This is a genomic window from Uliginosibacterium sp. sgz301328 (assembly GCF_041807905.1).
Lineage (GTDB): Bacteria > Pseudomonadota > Gammaproteobacteria > Burkholderiales > Rhodocyclaceae > JBGVSA01.
The window spans coordinates 64,493-80,879 of record NZ_JBGVSA010000013.1 but is presented as its reverse complement, the minus strand read 5'-3'; the positions used below and the strand labels follow the sequence as shown (position 1 = coordinate 80,879).

Sequence of the window (16,387 nt, the reverse complement as noted above, 5' to 3'; positions counted from 1 at the left end):
GGATGATCACCGTGCGGGCCTTTTTTTGGTTCGTGCGCGCTCAGCCGCTACGCGGCCCGAGCATGATGATGCCGGCGCCGACCAGGCACACCAGAACGCCGATCCAGTCGGAGGTACTCGGGCGAATGCCGTCGACGGCCCACAGCCACGTGATGGCCATGCAGATGTAGATGCCGCCGTAGGCCGCGTAGACGCGCCCCGCTGCCGTGGGATGCAGCGACAGCAACCACACGAACAGGCACAGGAACGCTGCTGCCGGCAGCAGCAGCCAGACGCTGCGGCCTTGGCGCAGCCACAGGTACGGCAAGTAGCAGCCGAGGATTTCGCAGACGGCGGTCAGCGCGAACAAGAAGAACAGCTTGAACGCCGCCACGTCGGCGTTTTACGCGATCGAGAACAGCTTGGAGAAGTTGGCGATGTCCAGCACCTGCCGCACGCTGCCCTTGACGCCGACGAGCTGTACGTCGCGGCTGGCGGTGCGCGCCTTGTCGCGCAGCATGAGCAGCATGCCCAGCGCCGAGCTGTCCAGGTACGAGACCTCCGACAGGTCCACGTGCACGGCCTTGCCGGGCGCTTGTTCGAGGAGTTCTTCCACAGCTTCGCGAAATTCGCGGTGCGCCCTGAAATCGAAGCGGCCAACCAGGCGCAGCGTCGCGAGATCGGGGCTTACGGTTACATTGGCGTCCATCAAGAATCTCCGTTGGTATCGTTATGCCGGCCCGCCCGGTCGCCCCGGGAACGTGCCTTGTTCACCCTGCCACAGGTCCTGCCGTCGCGCTCTGGCGCAACTTTTCGACGATATGCGCGCCGATCTCGCGAAGAGGAATCACCGCATGTGCAGCCCCGATGGCAACAGCTTCGCGCGGCATTCCCCAAACGACCGAACTGTGTTGATCCTGGGCCACGGTGTAGGCGCCTGCTGCCTTCATCGCCAGCAACCCTTCGGCGCCATCCTTGCCCATACCCGTAAGGATAACGCCAATGGCCCGTGCGCCCACATTGCGGGCCGCCGAATGGAACAGCGCGTCGACCGCCGGTCTGTGCCGGTTGATCGGCTCGGCCCGCGACAGTTCGCAGTAGTACGCCCCGTTGCGACGGCGCACGAGCAAGTGCGAATGCCCGGGCGCGACGTAGGCGCAGCCGGCTTCCACCTTCTCGCCGTCTTCCGCTTCCTTGACGTGCAGTGCGCACTGCGCGTCGAGCCGGCGCGCGAACGAGGCCGTGAACATCTCAGGCATGTGCTGCACGATCACCACGCCCGGGATGTCCACGGGCAGATCGGCCAGTACTTCCTTGATGGCTTCGGTCCCCCCGGTGGACGCTCCGATCAGGACGAGGCGGTCATCCTGCGGACGCTGGATGGGTGGCGGGCGCGGGGTCATCGATGGGGTCGCCCTGGTCAACGGGCGGCCGGCGTACGCGCGTAGACGGTACGGCCCATCGAGCGGAACAGGTTGGCGGCGTGGATGAAGTTCTCGGAATGGCCGGCGAACAACAGGCCGTCCGGCCGCAACAGCGGCACGAAGCGTTCGAGGATGCGGTACTGCGTCGGCTTGTCGAAGTAGATCATGACGTTGCGACAGAAGATCGCGTCGAACGGGCCCTGCAACGGCCAGTTGGATTCCAGCAGATTGATGCGACGGAAGTTGATCATGCGTTGCAGCTCCGGCCGCACACGGTAGTCGCCGCTGGCCTCGCGCACGAAGAAGCGATTGATGCGAGCCTCCTCCATGCGCGCGAGCCGGTCTGCGCCGTAGACGCCCTTTTGCCCGTGGGCGAGCACGTTGGTATCGAGGTCGGAGGCGACGATTTCGACCGGCGGATTCATTCCCGCAAACATCTCGCACGCGGTGATCGCCAGCGAGTAGGCTTCCTCCCCTGTCGAGGACGCGCAGCACCAGATGCGCAGGGTGCGTTTTTCCGCTACGCGACGCAGGTGTTCGGACAGGATGTCGAAGTGATGCGCCTCGCGGAAGAACGAAGTCAGGTTGGTGGTGAGCGCGTTGACGAAGGCTTCCCATTCGGCCGCGTCGTGGCTGTTTTCGAGCTTGTCGAGATAGTCGACGAAGCGCTTGTGCCCACCCAGGCGCAAGCGGCGTGCAAGGCGGCTGTAGACCATGTCCTGCTTGACGGGCGAAAGCGAGATGCCGGCCCGCTTGTAGATCAGCCGGCGAACCCGCTCGAAGTCGGCCTCGGTGAATTCGAATTCACGGCTGCCCGGCTCGATGCGGGCCAGCGTCTGCATGATGGCGGCGCGGGCCAGCGCGTCCGGGCGAGGCGCCGCAGTCGTCGTGGCGGGCGTCGGCGGGCTCGCGGGCGGGCGGCGATTGGGGATCGGTTTGTTCATCTTGTCAGGTGGCCCACATGATTCTTTGCAGCATGAGGGCACCTACGGCATGCAGGACGCACAACTTGAGCCGGGCAACGGCTGCGCCACCAACTGTCACAGCGCTCCGGCGCCATCGGCAATGCCAGACCAAGGGGCAGCGCCGGCTCGCATCCGCTACAGTTTTGAGTGCCAAGTCCGTAACTGCGACATAGTCTGCAAACAGAACCTCCGCCCAAGACGAGGCCAGGAAGGCCCATGACAGCCGAACACCCCATACTGCTGGTGGAAGACAATCCGGACGACGAGGCGCTGACACTGCGCGCGTTTTCCAAGAACAAGATCGGCAATGAGATCATCGTCGCGCGCGACGGCGTCGATGCGCTCGACTACCTGTTCGGCACGGGGCGCCACGCCGGGCGGGACATGTCGATCATGCCGGCGCTGGTCCTCCTGGATCTCAAGCTGCCGCGCATCGACGGACTCGAAGTGCTGCGCCGCCTGCGCGCGGACCAGCGCACGAGCCTGTTGCCGGTAGTCGTACTGACGACTTCGCGCGAGCTGCAGGACATCCAGGAAGCCTACCGCCTGGGTGCCAACAGTTATGTGCGCAAGCCGGTAGATTTCGAACGGTTTCTCAATACCGTCGGCCAGCTCGGGCAATACTGGCTCACACTCAACGAGCCCGCCGACCCGCGCCCGGACTGACTCCGCCGGCGGTCGCTGCCGTTATCGCGCGCAGCCCATAGTGGGTATTCGCCGGACCGCCCGCCCCGCTCCTTATAATGGCCCCACGGTCAATCTGGAGGGCGCCACGCATGATGACTCCCGACTATCCTCGCGACCTCATCGGTTACGGTGAGCATCCGCCTCCGGCCGACTGGCCGGACGGCGCGCGCGTGGCGGTGCAGTTCGTGCTCAATTTCGAAGAAGGCGGCGAGAACTGCGTGCTGCATGGTGACGCAGGCTCCGAGCAATTCCTGTCGGAGATCATCGGCGCCGCGGCCTACCCCAATCGTCACATGTCGATGGAGTCCATCTACGAATACGGCTCGCGCGTCGGCGTATGGCGCATCCTGCGTGAGTTCGAGTCGCGCGGCCTGCCGCTGACGGTGTTCGGCGTGTCGATGGCGTTGCAGCGCAATCCCGAAGTCACCGCCGCTTTTCTCGACCTCGGGCACGAGATCGCCTGCCACGGCTGGCGATGGATTCATTACCAGAACGTGGACGAAGCGACAGAGCGCGAACACATCCGCGTCGGCACGCAGATCATCCGCGAACTGACCGGCGGCCAGTGGCCGCTGGGCTGGTACACCGGCCGCGACAGCCCGAACACGCGCCGCCTGGTGGTGGAACACGGCGGCTTTGAATACGACGCCGATTACTACGGGGACGATCTGCCCTTCTGGATGCCGGTCGCCTGCGGCGATGGTTCAACGCATCAACAACTCATCGTGCCGTATACGCTCGATGCCAACGACATGCGATTTGCATCGCCGCAGGGCTTCAACACCAGCGAGCATTTCTATCAGTACCTGAAGGATTCGTTCGACGTGCTCTACTCGGAAGGCGAAGAGACGCCGCGCATGATGAGCATCGGCATGCACTGCCGCCTGCTCGGCCGCCCCGGCCGCATCCGCGCGCTGCAACGCTTTCTGGATTACATCGAGGCGCACGACAAGGTGTGGGTATGCCGCCGCATCGACATCGCGCGCCATTGGCAGAACCGCCATCCAGCGCCCTGACCCTCAAGGACAACGACAACATGGCCGCCCCGCAACTCGACCCCCACGCGCCCGTTTTCACGCAGCGCTACGTCAACCTGGCCGACCCGCGTCTGGGCGCGGCCGGCGTCTTTGCCACCGATGAATTCTTCGCACCGCTGTCGCGCATGCTGTCACCGGACGAGCCGGTATTCATCCCCGGCAAGTACGACGATCACGGCAAGTGGATGGATGGCTGGGAGACGCGCCGCCGACGCAATGGCGGACATGATTACGCCGTCATACGCCTGGCGCGGCCGGGGCGTATCGTCGGCGTGGATATCGATACGCGCCACTTCACCGGCAACTATCCGCCCGGTGCGTCACTCGCCGCTTGCTATTGCCCCAATGGCGACCCGGACGACAAGGTGCAGTGGACGCCGCTGCTCGACGGCGTGGCGCTGCAGGGCAATTCGCATCACTACCTCGACGTGGCACGCGACGGCACCTGGACGCACGTGCGCCTGTCGATCTTTCCCGACGGCGGCGTGGCGCGCCTGCGCGTGTATGGCCGGCCGAGCATTGATTGGCAGACGATGGACGCCGCCAGCGACATGGCGGCAGCCGCCAACGGCGCATACATCGTCGCGACCAACAACGAACACTTCGGGCTGGCTGCCACGTTGTTGCTGCCGGGGCGCGGCGCAAACATGGGGGATGGCTGGGAAACGCGCCGCCGCCGCGAACCGGGCAACGACTGGTGCATCGTCGCGCTGGCCACGCCATCGATCATCGAGCGCGTGATCGTCGATACCGCGCACTTCAAGGGCAATTACCCGGACCGCTGCTCGCTCCAGGCGGCGTGCGTCGACGGCGGTACGGCCCCATCCATCGTCACGCAAAGCATGTTCTGGCCCGAACTGCTTGCGCCGCAAAAGTTGCAGATGGATGCCGAGCACGGGTTCGCGGATGAGTTGGCGGCGGTGGGCGTGGTTACGCACGTGCGCTTCAATATCTTCCCGGACGGTGGCGTGTCGCGCCTGCGCCTGTTCGGCCGTCCGGCTCAAGTCTGAAATGCGCATCGAGCCACTCACGCGCGCGGCCTTCGCCCCTTTCGGAGAGGTCATCCAGACCGAAGGGGCGGAGCACTTTCCCATCAACGGCGGGAGCACGGAGCGCTTCCATGCATTGGCACGGGCCGAAGTGCTGGAAGGTGGCGAGGCGATCATCAGCGTATTCCGGGCAACGCCACGCGCCCTGCCCTTCACTTTGCAGGAGATGGAATACCACCCGCTCGGCAGTCAGGCTTTCTATCCTTTGTCAGGCTTGCCGTACCTGGTGGTCGTCGCGCCGAAGGGCCCGCCTCCGGCGCCTGAATCGTTGCGGGTATTTCTGGCGCGCCCGGATCAGGGCGTCAACTACGCACCGGGCGTGTGGCACCATCCGCTCATTGGACTATACGAAACAAGCGATTACCTCATCATCGACCGTCGCGGACCGGGCAACAACTGCGTCGTACAGGCCCTGCCGCGGACGATCCACATCACTCAGGCCAACATCAGCGCCGCCGCCAAGGGCTGAACATTCTTGGCCAATCCCGGCGGCGATAGTGTGACTCTCGCTGTCGGTGGTTATACCTATTGCTCAAAAGTATTACATATCGCGAAGATGCGTCGGCTCGCGCACAGACGCGATGCATGAGGAGACGGGCCTAGCGCCGCACAGAGCGCCATCCCGCACAGATCTGTTGCGCCATGCGCTGCTGTTCTGTTCCTTGCACCCCGCATGGCGTCGTCCATCACTCATCAGAGGAAGACATCATGACGCGACGTGCGAGAGGCATCGCGCTTGCCCTTTTTGTTGCCCTGCTTTCGGCCTGCGGCGACGACAACAACGGCGACAACGGCAGTTCTTCGAGCAGTTCCACCAGTTCACGCAGTTCCAGCAGCGCCAGCTCGACGACTTCGAGTACGTCAAGCAGTGCGGCTTCGTCATCGAGCAATTCGAGCGCAACCAGTATCGATGGCATTCCGCTCGCCACGGGCAGCGGCATGATCGCGCTGCCGGCAATTCGCGCGCCCTTTTTCAACATCAAGGACTTCGGTGCGGTTTCCGGCGGCGCTGCGCTCATCAACCAGAAGGCGATCAACGACGCCATCGATGCGGCCGCCGCAGCGGGTGGCGGCACGGTCATCGTGCCTTCGGGCGATTACCGCAGCTACAGCATCCGCCTGAAGAGCAAGGTCGGCCTTCACCTGGAGAGCGCGGATTCGATCATCCGCGCCGCCGTGCAGGGAACGGGCGCGGGGCAGGACGGCGGCTTCTATGACGCGCCGGAAGTGAACCTGTTCGTCGGCCTGCAGGACCAAGGCCACAGCCATTGGGCGAACAGTCTGATCTACGGCATCGACGTGCAGGACGTAACCATCTCCGGGCCTGGGCTCATCGATGGGAGTTACCTCAACAATGGCACGATCGTGAATGTGCTGTCGGGCAACGATCCGTCGGAGGTCTCCACGCGCACGGCATCGGGCACCGCGGCCGGCGCCAACAAGGCCATCGCGCTCAAGAACGCCACGAACGTGGTATTCCGCGACTTCCGCATCAAGAACGGCGGCCACTTCGCCATCATCGGCACCGGCGTGGTCGGCTGGACGATGGACAACATGGTGGTCGACACCAATCGCGACGCGCTGGATGTCGATTCTTCGCAGGACGTCACCATCCGCAACTCGGTATTCAATTCGCTGACCGACGATGCCATCGTGCTGAAAGGATCGTTCGGGCTGGGCAAGTACTTTGCGACCCGGAACGTGCTCATCGAGAACTGCACGGTCAGCGGCTACGATGCAGGCTCGGTCCTGGCGGGGACGTATTCCACCCAGAAGCTGGTCGCCACCGACCGCGATGGCCCCACCGCGCGCATCAAGCTGGGCACCGAGGGCACGACGGGCTTCGAGCGCGTGACCATCCGGCACGTCACCTTCGATCGTTCGCGCGGCTTCGCGCTCGAATCCGTCGATGGCGCGGAGTTGAAGGACATCGTGCTGACCGACGCAGTGATGAAGAACGTCAGCAGTTCGCCGATCTTCATCCGCATCGGCGACCGCGGACGCGCCCCCGTCACCGGCATCGGCCCGGACGAGGCCACCAGCCCGACCAACACCGTGCGGCTGGACGATCGCGGCTGGGTGCTGCCCAACATCGTCGCCAAGTACGGCAGTTGGCCGGCGGTGAGGTACATCCCGTCGTACGACAAGACGGCCGCTGCGCCGATCGGTGGAGCGAGCACGCCCTTCACCATTGTCAACGCTGCGGCGCCGACCAAGCTCAATCCATATTCGGCGCAACCGACCGATCCGCTCTTCGCCAATGCGGTGGGCGTAGGCTTTGCGACGGCACGCAACATCAGCATCAGCAACGTCACCATCACCGACGTCGATCCGCGCTATCCGATCCTGATCGCGGGCCTGGTCGATCATCCGGTCGAAAACGTGAAGATCAGCAATGTGTCGATCGAGTATCGCGGCGGCCTGAAGATGGAGCATGCGGTCGAGCAGCGCCAACTCAACCAGACGTGGGCATACACGGCCTACGAGTCAGCGGCGGCGAGTCAGTCCCTGCCGTGGCTGGCCAACACATTTTTCTCGAAGAATGAGGCGCTGCTGCCGCGCATCGGTTGGAGCACGTCGGCCAATGGTGGCGCGGGCGGCTGGGTGGACGATCCGTACAACGTGCCGGAAATGCCGCGCGAGTACCCGGAGCCCAGCTTGTTCGGCATCTTGCCGGCCTATGGCATCTACGCGCGCCACGTAACGGGGCTGACGGTCGCTGACGTAAAGCTGACGACCAAGGTGACGGATGAGCGCCCCGCTGTTGTTCTCGACGATGTATCCGGCGCAACGTTCGCTGGATTCAGCGCCCCGGCGGCAACCGGCGTGCCCACCTTCGTGCGAGTCACCAATACGAAGAAACGCGAGGTCGATCGCGAGTACGTCAAGGAGCAACCGTACAAGACGACCACCGTCAGCAACGTCGTACTGCCGTCCGGCACGCAGGTGCAGGACGTCGCCGTCGACCGTCCCGCTCCAGGCACGCCGCCGGATTCGCTCTATACGCTACCGACGGCCCCAAGCACGACGTATCCGTACAGCTACGCCGTGCCGGATGCGAGCTACCCGGTGCCGCTCACGGTGCATCGTCCGCACTTCGATGCCATCGCGGCACAGAACGTCGTCGTCGGACAGGCGCTGCAGTTCACGGTGAACGCCAAAACGCCCGCGAGCGGCGTGACGCTGACGTACTCGGCGAAGAATCTGCCCGCCGGCGCGAGCTTCAACGCCAACACGCGCGCCTTCAGTTGGACACCCGGCAGCGCGCAGGCCGGGCAATACACCGTGCAGTTCGTGGTGGACGACGGCGTGATCCCCGAAACGCGTGACGTGGCGATCACCGTCACGCGCTAGTGTCTCCTCCCCCTCGGGATGCCCCCGAGGCATCGGGCCGATCTCCGGATCGGCCTTTTTTTCGTCCCGAGCGCGCCCGTGAGTGGCTGCGTAACGTCGCTGCGCCAGCGCGCACGGCAAGTCTCGCGTGTCGCACTGCCGGCACGAACGGACCATCTCAGCCCGGCCAAACACCGGACGAAAAAAAGGGCAGCCAAGGCTGCCCTCAATTCACGCGGAGATCGGGTGGCCCGAAGACCACCCGCTGAACGAACGCGTTACGGCGTCGGGACCCAGCCTGCGCCCGAGTTGTAGCCGCTGAACACCTTGTCGCGAGACAGGTACGGGGCGGCTTCGGCGTCGGTCAGGATCTTGGCCGTGGTGCTGCGCTTGCTCGTATCGAGCTTGTTGCCAGCCAGATCCATGCTGTTGTACTCACGCCATCCACTGGTCGCCGAGGCGGCCGCCGGGTTCGGATTCGGGTTGCTGAAGAGGTTGGCAGCCCAACCGACTTCATTGACGTGCGAATCCATCTTGGTATTGACGAACACGATGTTGTCATACCAGGTGCCTGCTGCGGCACGGGCTAGGTACGTGGCCTTGTCCGCCAGCGGCTCGCCGCCAGGGCCGACGCCTTGCGTCAGCTTGCTGTTCAGGAACACGAAGCCCGGATCGGTGGCGCCAACCGTGCGAGCCTGCAGGACGTAGTTACCCGAGGGCGACTTGGCGGTATCACCCACCGAACGGATTTCGCTGTTCTCGAACAGTGCTGCGCGGTTCGCACCCCAGATGAAGTCGACGTTACCGGCGATCAGCGTGTTGTAGAACCATGCGTAACCCTTGACCTGGATGGTGTCCTGCTCGCTGTAGAACGCGGCGTTCTTGGCGATCAGGCGATCCGTGTCGCGGGCGTTGAAGTACAGCGTTTCGGCCTGGCTGGAAACCGTGGTCGAACGCAGCATGGTGTTCTTCAACGTCAGCGTATCCAGCGTCAGCAGGTCGGCCTGCTCGATCAGCAGCACGGCACGGCCACCGGCCGGCGTACCGGAACCCGGAGCCTGGCTGGCGCCCGAACCGCTGTTCAGGCCTTCGTAGTTCTTGTACTGGATGATCGTACCGTCGCGGCTCTCGCCCTTGATCGTGACGTTGTTCTTGCCACGCAGGTAGAGCAGTTCTTCGTACGTGCCGTTCTTGACGTTGATGGTGACTGGCGCTTCGGCCGTACCCGAGTAGTTCTGCATGGCGTAGTTCAGCGCGCCCTGCACGGTACGGAAGTCGGCGGTGGAGCCATCATCGTCGACGGTCACGGTCGTGCCCGTCGGGCCGGCCGCCTTGGTCTTGAACGACCAGTTGGCCGTCTTGCCGATACCCACGAAGTTCACCTTGTTGATGGTGCCGGTCACGGCCCCATTGGAGATGGCCACGTAGTACTCGGTGCCGTACGAGAGCTTGCTGTTGTGCGGATTGATCGTCAGCGTGTTGCCATTGACGCGTACGGGATTCGAGTAAGCGCTGCGAACCGCCGTCTGGCCCGAATAGCCGATGTTGTCGATTTCACCAGTGAGCTTGATGGTGTCGACCAGCGTGTCGTCGCTCTTCTTGAAGATGCGGATCGAGCCGTTCGTACCCACCACCGGCGGGCAGTCGAACGTGAGCTGGAGCGGTGTGTCTGCATATGCAGCACTGTCGCCGGCGACCGGCAGGACCTTGCCTGAGAGATTGTAGGTCGCCGTCGGCATGACGAACTGCGCGCCGATGGTTGCCGTGATCGTACGGGTGACCGCCGAATCCGACCCGCTGGTAAACGTGATCGCCGCCGAGCCGGCCCCGACGGGTTTGAGCGTCACAACGTTGCCGCTTTGCGAGACGGTGACGACCGAAGTGTCCGACGACTTGACCGTGTAGGTGTCGGCGGTCGTGCCGTCGCTCTTGAGCGCCGTAACGTTGACCGTTCTGGCCGCATCGCCCGCTTCTGCCGTCCACGTGGATGCGCCATCGATCGACAGGAGAACCGGCTTCACGCTCGGGTCACCCGCCTTGATGTCGTCGACCTGGAAGGACTTGTTGTCGGTATAGATGCCGGTGAGCCCCTTGGCCGTCAGCTCGGTGTAGGTCACCTTGCCATCCGGATACGTGGCGTTCGACACCGGCGTGCCGTTGAAGTAGCCCTTCACGGAGGAGCCGATCATTTCGAGACGAACGGTGTACCACTCGCTGTCCATCGCGATCGCCTGCTTCATCTGGATCGTGCGCGTCAGCGTGCCGTTGATCATCTTCACCAGCTCGACCTGTGTCGATCCGGTGGAGTTCTGCACGTTGAGCAGAATGCCGTACCAATTGTTGGCATCGACATAGCGCCCCATCAGCACGAGCCGCTTGTTGCTCGTCGTACTGTTGGCTTGCGGCTTGAAGCGGGCTTCGACGTAGTAGTCGCCGCTGGTCACGCCGGTGAATGAGGCACTCTTGACCAGCGCCAGTACGCCACCCTTGGCGGCGGCCGTGTATTGCAGGACGCTGTTGTTGGCGCCTTCGGACTCCGCGTTCACGGCAAACTTGCCGTCCGCTGTCGAGCCCGAGGGTATGAGATCCCACTTGTCCGCGTTGCCCGCCTGGAAGTCGTCGCAGAACCAGTAGCTGCCGCTGGAGCACATGAACACGGGAGCAGATGCAACCGAACTCGCGACGCTCGAACTGGAACTGCTGGAGCTGCTCGATGCGGCCGGGTTCGGACACATGTCGACGCTTGAACTCGAGCTCGAGCTCGAAGAGCTCACGGAACTCGAAGAGCTGACCGAACTCGACGATGAACTGCCGGAATTGTTGTCGCCGTCGTCGTTACCACAGGCAAAAAGGAACGGCAGGACGGTCGCGACGAGCATGGCGCTACGCGCGAGACGCAGATGTCTCATGAATCTCCTCCTAGAGAGTGCTTCTCGAAATGTCTTTATTTTTTTGTTGCAGGCGGGCTTTACCGCTCTCGCGAGCATAAGCCGGCGACCGGTAACCAACCTGATCGAAATTGCTATTTTTGGGTCAGTGGCGGTGCTAGTCGTGCGATTACCGGGCGGTAGCCGATCGTCGTCGCACCAACAAAAAAGCCCCGGCCGCAGGTGCGGACGGGGCTTTTGCTGACAGCGAGAATGCTGATTACGGCGTGCCGATGGTGACCTGATCGAACACGCTTCGCGAAGTGATGTCTGCCTTGCCCGACATGCCGGCCAGGCCGATGTAGACGGTGCTGTCGAGCGGTGTGTAGCCAGAGGCCGAGAAGTCCTGCTTCTTTTCCGTCGTCCAGTTCGACCCATCGATCGAGAACCACACCGAGACCACCTGCCCCACCCGCTGCAACTTGAGATAGATCGGGCTGGTCGACGACGCCACCGGAATCGATGTCACGCCGGACGGCGCGGTAATTTGCGAGCTGGATGGCGCGGCCGTGTCGTTGTCGATCTTGCGCTGTTCCCACTGAACGCGCGGCACGCCACGGTACAGGACGCCGTAGTAGCGCGAACCAGCATCCAGACTGTTGCGAAGCATGAGACCCGCGCGAACGTTGGCCGTCGATTGCCCCGCAGGCAATTCCATGGACGTCAGGCGTGCGGTGATGACGAAGTCGCCCGTTATCTGCGCGTAGGCGTACTCGAACGTATCCGCGTAGGTCGGCGCCGTCACCGAACCGGTCAGGCCCGCGCCCGTCAGCGTGTAGGTGGCGGTGGCGACGTCATATGCCGCGGTAGCGCCAACGTTGCCGATCGCGCGCGCCGTGCCCAGCGTTGCGCCCGGCAGCGAGATTTCCATACCCGGCGGCAGGCTGGAAGAACTCGAGCTGGAAGAACTGGAACTGGACGAACTCGACGAGCTGGACGAATTCGGGTCCGCGTAACCGCCGTTGAATGCCGGATCCGACGATTGCATGTCAGCCACGACCGCCAGCTTGCCGGCACCCGCGTTGGCGAGCACATAGTTGCGCACGTCCGCAGCGCTGGTACCAAGCTGATACGGATAGGCCGGAGCCCAGCCCAGTTCGTTGGTGTACTCGTGAGTCGCCCAATCGGCAACGGCACGGGCGGGGGTGGCGGCGGCCGCAGCGGCGATTTCCTTGCTCTTGTTGTCGTCGTACTTGCGCCTGGCGACAGCGTCGATCTGCAATGGCGCGTCGTTGAACCACGAGCCTTTGTCCTTGAACATGTAGCCGTAGAAGTTATCGACCACGACGTCCACATTCACCTTCGAGCCCTTCTGCTCGAAGACGTTGGTCTCCGAGAGGATCGACGACTCGATGCCCATGCCGATGAAGTAATGCGCGTTGCCCGAATCGCGGCTGATCATCGGATAGTCGAGGTCATCGCTGTTGCCGCGCCCGTAGTTGTTGTACAGGTGCACTTGGCCGAAGCGCACGCGCGGCGCACGTTCCTGCGAGTTGTCCCAGAGGTTGCCGGACCACGTCATGTGAAACTTGCCGCGATCCTTGGCCGCTTGCGAGTCACCCGAACCGATCATGTTCGTCTTGTCATGATTGCGGAAAATACTGTGCGACACGGTGACGAAGTCTGAGCCGTCTTCAAAGTCGAGCAGGCCGTCATGGCGTTGCACGTGCTTGCCGAAGATCACCGGCTCGGCGCTGTCCAGATGCTGGCCGTCGCTGAACGTGCAGTGGTCGATCCAGATGTACTTGCCGGTCACGACCGAGAACGCGTCGTAGCGCGAGTTCCAGTTGCCGGTGGCGCCGTCCGAACCGTCCCAGGCCGGGAAGAGATCTACCGGCGCCTCGAACGTCATGTTGCGGACGATGATGTTGTTGCTGCCATTGATGGCGAAATAGCCATCCACCAGCTTGCCGTTGTTACCAACGCCCAGCACCGTCGTGTTGGCAGGTAGCACGAACTGGATCTGCGCCTTCTGCAACTGGGCGCCGGCCGTGCGGGCCGAGGTCTGGTTGTTGATGGTGGTGAGCTCGGCGGTGGCGGCTGCGTCGCCTGCGGCGCTCTTCGTCTTGAGGTTGTTCACATATGTCTGGTCTGCATCGACCAGATGCACGTAGGCATCGAAGTCCCACTTCTTCGTCATCTTGCTGTTGTAGTACGCAAGATCGGCAAAGGTGCCGTCGCCCAGGTCGGTACCGTAGATGGTGCCGTCGACATAGATGATCTTCGGTTCGAGCTTGGCCGCGGCCGGATCGGTCTTGTACGTCGGGCTATTGGCGTTGTTCAGCGCATTGAGCAGCTCGGCGCGATTGTGGACCACGTAGATGTTCGTCGGCTTGGCGTCCTTGCCCCCGCTCACGCCCCCTTGCATGGTGGCCCAACCGGTCGCGTGGGCTACCAGCGGAATCGTCGTCGTGAGCGAGCTCGACGACGAACTGTCGCTGGACGAGGAACTGGAACTCAGCGATGAGTTCGAGCTGGAATTGCCGGAACTGCTGGATGACGAGCCGTTATCGTCGTTGCCGCCGCAGGCTGCAAGCAGTGCGGCAGCGGCAATGGATAGACCGAACGCGGCGACAAAGCCGCGCTGGCGAGAAATTCTCCGCATGTAATGAGTCTCCTTGAAACCAGAAGCCACGCACTGGAAGGGGGTTGCGTGGAGCGATCGGTAATCATTGTTACCGTTATCTTTTCTGACAGCGGTCAGAATGTTCCGCCCCTGCATACAAGTTGTCAAACCGTTTTTTGACGCGCAAATATCCCGTATTTATCGAATTGTTACCGGGCTCATTGATTATCAAGGAATTATTGGTCAGACAAGTCGAACGCTCCACTATACTCCGGTGGGGAATCATCAATCGCACGGCGGAAAGACGTACTCGTATTGACTGCTTATTGCGGCACCAGCGCACAGCACCGTTGAGCGCTGCTCCAGCATCTGAGACGTCTGGCCGGTTCACCCGACATGTCACCGGCCCTACCCCACACATGCGCCGAGCTGCACGCCCACATGGACCCACGTGGTTGCGGCGCTCGATGAGAAACGGACCTGCGGCAGTTGCCAACTGAAAGGCCAGGTTCTTCACCAGGAGGCCTTGACCCGGTTCGACCGAGCAGCTTTAATTCATGAACGCGAACGATTATCAATACCTGCCATGAACCCGATTCCCGCCCCCGCTGCAGAACCTCCCGGCAATGGCCTGCCGCCGACCACGCCGGCCACCGTCCAGACTGTGTCGAGTCGTGCGCTGCTCGGCGGAGGCAGTTTGGTACTGATAGAACACTCCGGAATGTTGTATACTCTTCGGGCTACCCGCAGCGGTAAGCTCATATTGACAAAGTAGCGGGCTCAGAGCCCGCAACGTCGGACTTCACGGGGAAGACCGACGTTGAACAACACTGGAGTAACTGAATGTCTCGTTTCACTGGCCCCCGCCTGAAGGTGATGCGTGCACTCGGCATTGAACTGCCGGGCCTGTCGCGCAAGTCGATCGAAAACCGCCCGAATCCCCCGGGCCAGCATGGTGCCCGCCCCCGCCGCAAGTCGGGTTTCGGCAACCAGCTGATGGAAAAGCAGAAGCTGCGCATGAACTACGGCCTGACGGAAACCCAGATCCGTCGCCTGATGGCCGAAGCCAAGAGCGACCGTGGCGCGACCGGCGACAAGCTGGCTCAGCTGCTGGAACGCCGCCTGGACAACGTGGTCTTCCGCGCCGGCTTTGCTCCGACGATCCCGTCGGCTCGCCAACTGGTCAACCACGGCCACTTCCTGGTCAACGGCAAGCCGGTCAACATCCCGTCGTACCGCGTGCGTATCGGTGACGTCATCACCGTGCGTGAAAAGAGCAAGAACCTTGGCCTGATCAAGGAAACCATTGCTGCTCCGGCGCTGACCCGCGCTGAATGGCTGCAATGGGACGAAGCCGCTGCCAAGGCCACCGTTTCGCACCTGCCGGGCATCACGGACATTCCGTTCCCGGTCGAAATGCAGCTGGTCGTCGAATACTACGCAACGCGCATGTAATCGACACAGCCACCAGGCAGCACATACAGCCCGGGTTGCGCATGCGGCCCGGGCTGTTTTCATTTCGGCGGCGTTGCGGCCCCGGAATCGGCTCGATTGAGCCAATAAGCCAATATCCCGACTCACCGATATTGCGCCGACGCACGCATCGCCGCCCGCTGTGCGAACGGACGATGCGCCATGCGGCTCAGAGCGCGCTGGACAAACCGCCGTCCAGATTGATGCTCGTACCCGTCACGTAGCTCGCCGCATCCGACGCGAGGAACGCGATCACACGGGCCACCTCCTCCGGCTCACCGACGCGCCCCAGCGGCACGCCCTGCCCCAATTGCTGGTAGTGCTCATCGGGTGTCCGGCCGTGGCGCGCCGCGGCCGCTGCCTGCTGGCCGCTTTTCACCAGGCCAATGCAGACGGTGTTCACCAGGATGTGGTCCGGCGCGAGTTCTTTCGACAATGCCTTCGTCATGGCCAGCCCTGCCGCGCGACTGACTGAACTCGGCATGGATTTCGCGCCCGGATGCTTGCCGCCGATGGCGGTAACATTGACGATGCGTCCGCCGCCCTGGTGACGCAGGTGCGGGACGGCATGGCGCGCCACGCGAATGGCGGCGAAGAGCTTGAGATCCAGATCGTGCTGCCACGCCTCGTCCGTCACGGACTCGAACGCCTGGGCCGCCGATGTGCCTGCGTTGTTGACGACGATATCCAGGCGCCCGAAGCGTGCCGCCGTTTCCGCCACGATCCGCTGTGCTTCGCTGGCGAGCGAAACGTCGGCCGCGATCGGCAGCACCTTGCCACCAGCCGCGCGGATTTCGTCGGCCGCGGCGGCCAGGACGTCGGGCCGGCGCGCCACGATCGCCACCGACACGCCTTCTGCCGCCAACACCTGAGCGGTCGCCTTGCCGATGCCTTCGCTCGCGCCAGTGATGAGCGCGACCTTGCCTTTCAGACCAAGATCCATCTGT

General features: G+C 63.1%; 16 protein-coding genes. 8 read left to right on the top strand and 8 right to left on the bottom strand.

Annotated features, from left to right (window positions below; all coding sequences use genetic code 11):
• Positions 1–40 precede the first annotated feature (40 nt).
• From ACDA63_RS11710 to ACDA63_RS11695, 4 genes are all read right to left on the bottom strand, one after another.
• Positions 41–373 (bottom strand): YnfA family protein, encoded by a 333-nt coding sequence (locus ACDA63_RS11710; RefSeq protein ID WP_373663429.1) that lies wholly within the window; start codon positions 371–373, stop codon positions 41–43.
• Positions 374–382: 9 nt separating this feature from the next.
• The gene (locus ACDA63_RS11705; protein ID WP_373663428.1) at positions 383–688 is read right to left on the bottom strand and encodes an STAS domain-containing protein; all 306 of its coding nucleotides are present in this window, start codon (positions 686–688) and stop codon (positions 383–385) included.
• Between the two features lie 61 nt (positions 689–749).
• Positions 750–1,382 (bottom strand): CheB methylesterase domain-containing protein, encoded by a 633-nt coding sequence (locus tag ACDA63_RS11700; RefSeq protein ID WP_373663427.1) that lies wholly within the window; start codon positions 1,380–1,382, stop codon positions 750–752.
• A gap of 17 nt (positions 1,383–1,399) precedes the next feature.
• On the bottom strand, positions 1,400–2,347 hold the full coding sequence (locus ACDA63_RS11695; protein ID WP_373663426.1) for a CheR family methyltransferase: 948 nt from the start codon (positions 2,345–2,347) through the stop codon (positions 1,400–1,402).
• 237 nt (positions 2,348–2,584) lie between these two features.
• Between ACDA63_RS11695 and ACDA63_RS11690 the strand changes: the two genes are divergently transcribed.
• The 4 genes from ACDA63_RS11690 to ACDA63_RS11675 all read left to right on the top strand — a co-directional run bounded on the left by ACDA63_RS11690 (position 2,585) and on the right by ACDA63_RS11675 (position 5,610).
• Positions 2,585–3,034, top strand: coding sequence for a response regulator (locus ACDA63_RS11690; RefSeq protein ID WP_373663425.1), 450 nt, complete (start codon positions 2,585–2,587; stop codon positions 3,032–3,034).
• A gap of 110 nt (positions 3,035–3,144) precedes the next feature.
• A complete protein-coding gene (gene puuE, locus ACDA63_RS11685; protein ID WP_373663424.1) occupies positions 3,145–4,071 on the top strand; it encodes an allantoinase PuuE in 927 nt (308 codons plus the stop codon).
• Positions 4,072–4,091: 20 nt separating this feature from the next.
• Entirely contained in the window at positions 4,092–5,102 is a 1,011-nt protein-coding gene (gene alc / locus ACDA63_RS11680; RefSeq protein WP_373663423.1) for an allantoicase, read from the top strand.
• 1 nt (position 5,103) lies between these two features.
• Entirely contained in the window at positions 5,104–5,610 is a 507-nt protein-coding gene (locus tag ACDA63_RS11675) for an ureidoglycolate lyase (protein ID WP_373663422.1), read from the top strand.
• 217 nt (positions 5,611–5,827) lie between these two features.
• Here ACDA63_RS11675 and ACDA63_RS11670 read toward each other — a convergent pair whose 3' ends face one another.
• Positions 5,828–6,058, bottom strand: coding sequence for a hypothetical protein (locus ACDA63_RS11670; RefSeq protein WP_373663421.1), 231 nt, complete (start codon positions 6,056–6,058; stop codon positions 5,828–5,830).
• A gap of 22 nt (positions 6,059–6,080) precedes the next feature.
• Between ACDA63_RS11670 and ACDA63_RS11665 the strand changes: the two genes are divergently transcribed.
• Entirely contained in the window at positions 6,081–8,495 is a 2,415-nt protein-coding gene (locus ACDA63_RS11665; RefSeq protein WP_373663420.1) for a putative Ig domain-containing protein, read from the top strand.
• Positions 8,496–8,752: 257 nt separating this feature from the next.
• On the opposite strand, the gene ACDA63_RS11660 is transcribed toward ACDA63_RS11665, so the two are convergent.
• On the bottom strand, positions 8,753–11,131 hold the full coding sequence (locus ACDA63_RS11660) for a hypothetical protein (RefSeq protein WP_373663418.1): 2,379 nt from the start codon (positions 11,129–11,131) through the stop codon (positions 8,753–8,755).
• Here ACDA63_RS11660 and ACDA63_RS11655 point away from each other — a divergent pair.
• Positions 11,124–11,606, top strand: a complete 483-nt coding sequence (locus tag ACDA63_RS11655) for a hypothetical protein (protein WP_373663417.1) — start codon at positions 11,124–11,126, stop codon at positions 11,604–11,606. The genes ACDA63_RS11660 and ACDA63_RS11655 overlap by 8 nt on opposite strands.
• Positions 11,607–11,621: 15 nt before the next feature.
• Here ACDA63_RS11655 and ACDA63_RS11650 read toward each other — a convergent pair whose 3' ends face one another.
• Positions 11,622–14,006: a polysaccharide lyase family 1 protein gene (locus ACDA63_RS11650; protein ID WP_373663416.1), complete on the bottom strand. Its 2,385-nt coding sequence runs from the start codon at positions 14,004–14,006 to the stop codon at positions 11,622–11,624.
• A 547-nt stretch (positions 14,007–14,553) separates the two neighbouring features.
• Here ACDA63_RS11650 and hemP point away from each other — a divergent pair.
• Together hemP and rpsD are read left to right on the top strand one after the other, a co-directional pair.
• The gene (hemP, locus tag ACDA63_RS11645) at positions 14,554–14,742 is read left to right on the top strand and encodes a hemin uptake protein HemP (RefSeq protein WP_373663415.1); all 189 of its coding nucleotides are present in this window, start codon (positions 14,554–14,556) and stop codon (positions 14,740–14,742) included.
• A 68-nt stretch (positions 14,743–14,810) separates the two neighbouring features.
• Positions 14,811–15,422, top strand: coding sequence for a 30S ribosomal protein S4 (gene rpsD / locus ACDA63_RS11640; protein WP_373663414.1), 612 nt, complete (start codon positions 14,811–14,813; stop codon positions 15,420–15,422).
• 187 nt (positions 15,423–15,609) lie between these two features.
• Here rpsD and ACDA63_RS11635 read toward each other — a convergent pair whose 3' ends face one another.
• The gene (locus ACDA63_RS11635; protein ID WP_373663413.1) at positions 15,610–16,383 is read right to left on the bottom strand and encodes an SDR family NAD(P)-dependent oxidoreductase; all 774 of its coding nucleotides are present in this window, start codon (positions 16,381–16,383) and stop codon (positions 15,610–15,612) included.
• Positions 16,384–16,387: the final 4 nt, after the last annotated feature.

Coding starts and splice junctions, on each gene's coding strand:
- ACDA63_RS11705 (WP_373663428.1), bottom strand. CDS start 688: ATGGACGCCAATGTAACCGTAAGCCCCGATCTCGCGACGCTGCGCCTG.
- ACDA63_RS11700 (WP_373663427.1), bottom strand. CDS start 1,382: ATGACCCCGCGCCCGCCACCCATCCAGCGTCCGCAGGATGACCGCCTC.
- ACDA63_RS11695 (WP_373663426.1), bottom strand. CDS start 2,347: ATGAACAAACCGATCCCCAATCGCCGCCCGCCCGCGAGCCCGCCGACG.
- ACDA63_RS11690 (WP_373663425.1), top strand. CDS start 2,585: ATGACAGCCGAACACCCCATACTGCTGGTGGAAGACAATCCGGACGAC.
- puuE (WP_373663424.1), top strand. CDS start 3,145: ATGATGACTCCCGACTATCCTCGCGACCTCATCGGTTACGGTGAGCAT.
- alc (WP_373663423.1), top strand. CDS start 4,092: ATGGCCGCCCCGCAACTCGACCCCCACGCGCCCGTTTTCACGCAGCGC.
- ACDA63_RS11675 (WP_373663422.1), top strand. CDS start 5,104: ATGCGCATCGAGCCACTCACGCGCGCGGCCTTCGCCCCTTTCGGAGAG.
- ACDA63_RS11670 (WP_373663421.1), bottom strand. CDS start 6,058: ATGCCATCGATACTGGTTGCGCTCGAATTGCTCGATGACGAAGCCGCA.
- ACDA63_RS11665 (WP_373663420.1), top strand. CDS start 6,081: ATGATCGCGCTGCCGGCAATTCGCGCGCCCTTTTTCAACATCAAGGAC.
- ACDA63_RS11655 (WP_373663417.1), top strand. CDS start 11,124: ATGAACACGGGAGCAGATGCAACCGAACTCGCGACGCTCGAACTGGAA.
- ACDA63_RS11650 (WP_373663416.1), bottom strand. CDS start 14,006: ATGCGGAGAATTTCTCGCCAGCGCGGCTTTGTCGCCGCGTTCGGTCTA.
- hemP (WP_373663415.1), top strand. CDS start 14,554: ATGAACCCGATTCCCGCCCCCGCTGCAGAACCTCCCGGCAATGGCCTG.
- rpsD (WP_373663414.1), top strand. CDS start 14,811: ATGTCTCGTTTCACTGGCCCCCGCCTGAAGGTGATGCGTGCACTCGGC.
- ACDA63_RS11635 (WP_373663413.1), bottom strand. CDS start 16,383: ATGGATCTTGGTCTGAAAGGCAAGGTCGCGCTCATCACTGGCGCGAGC.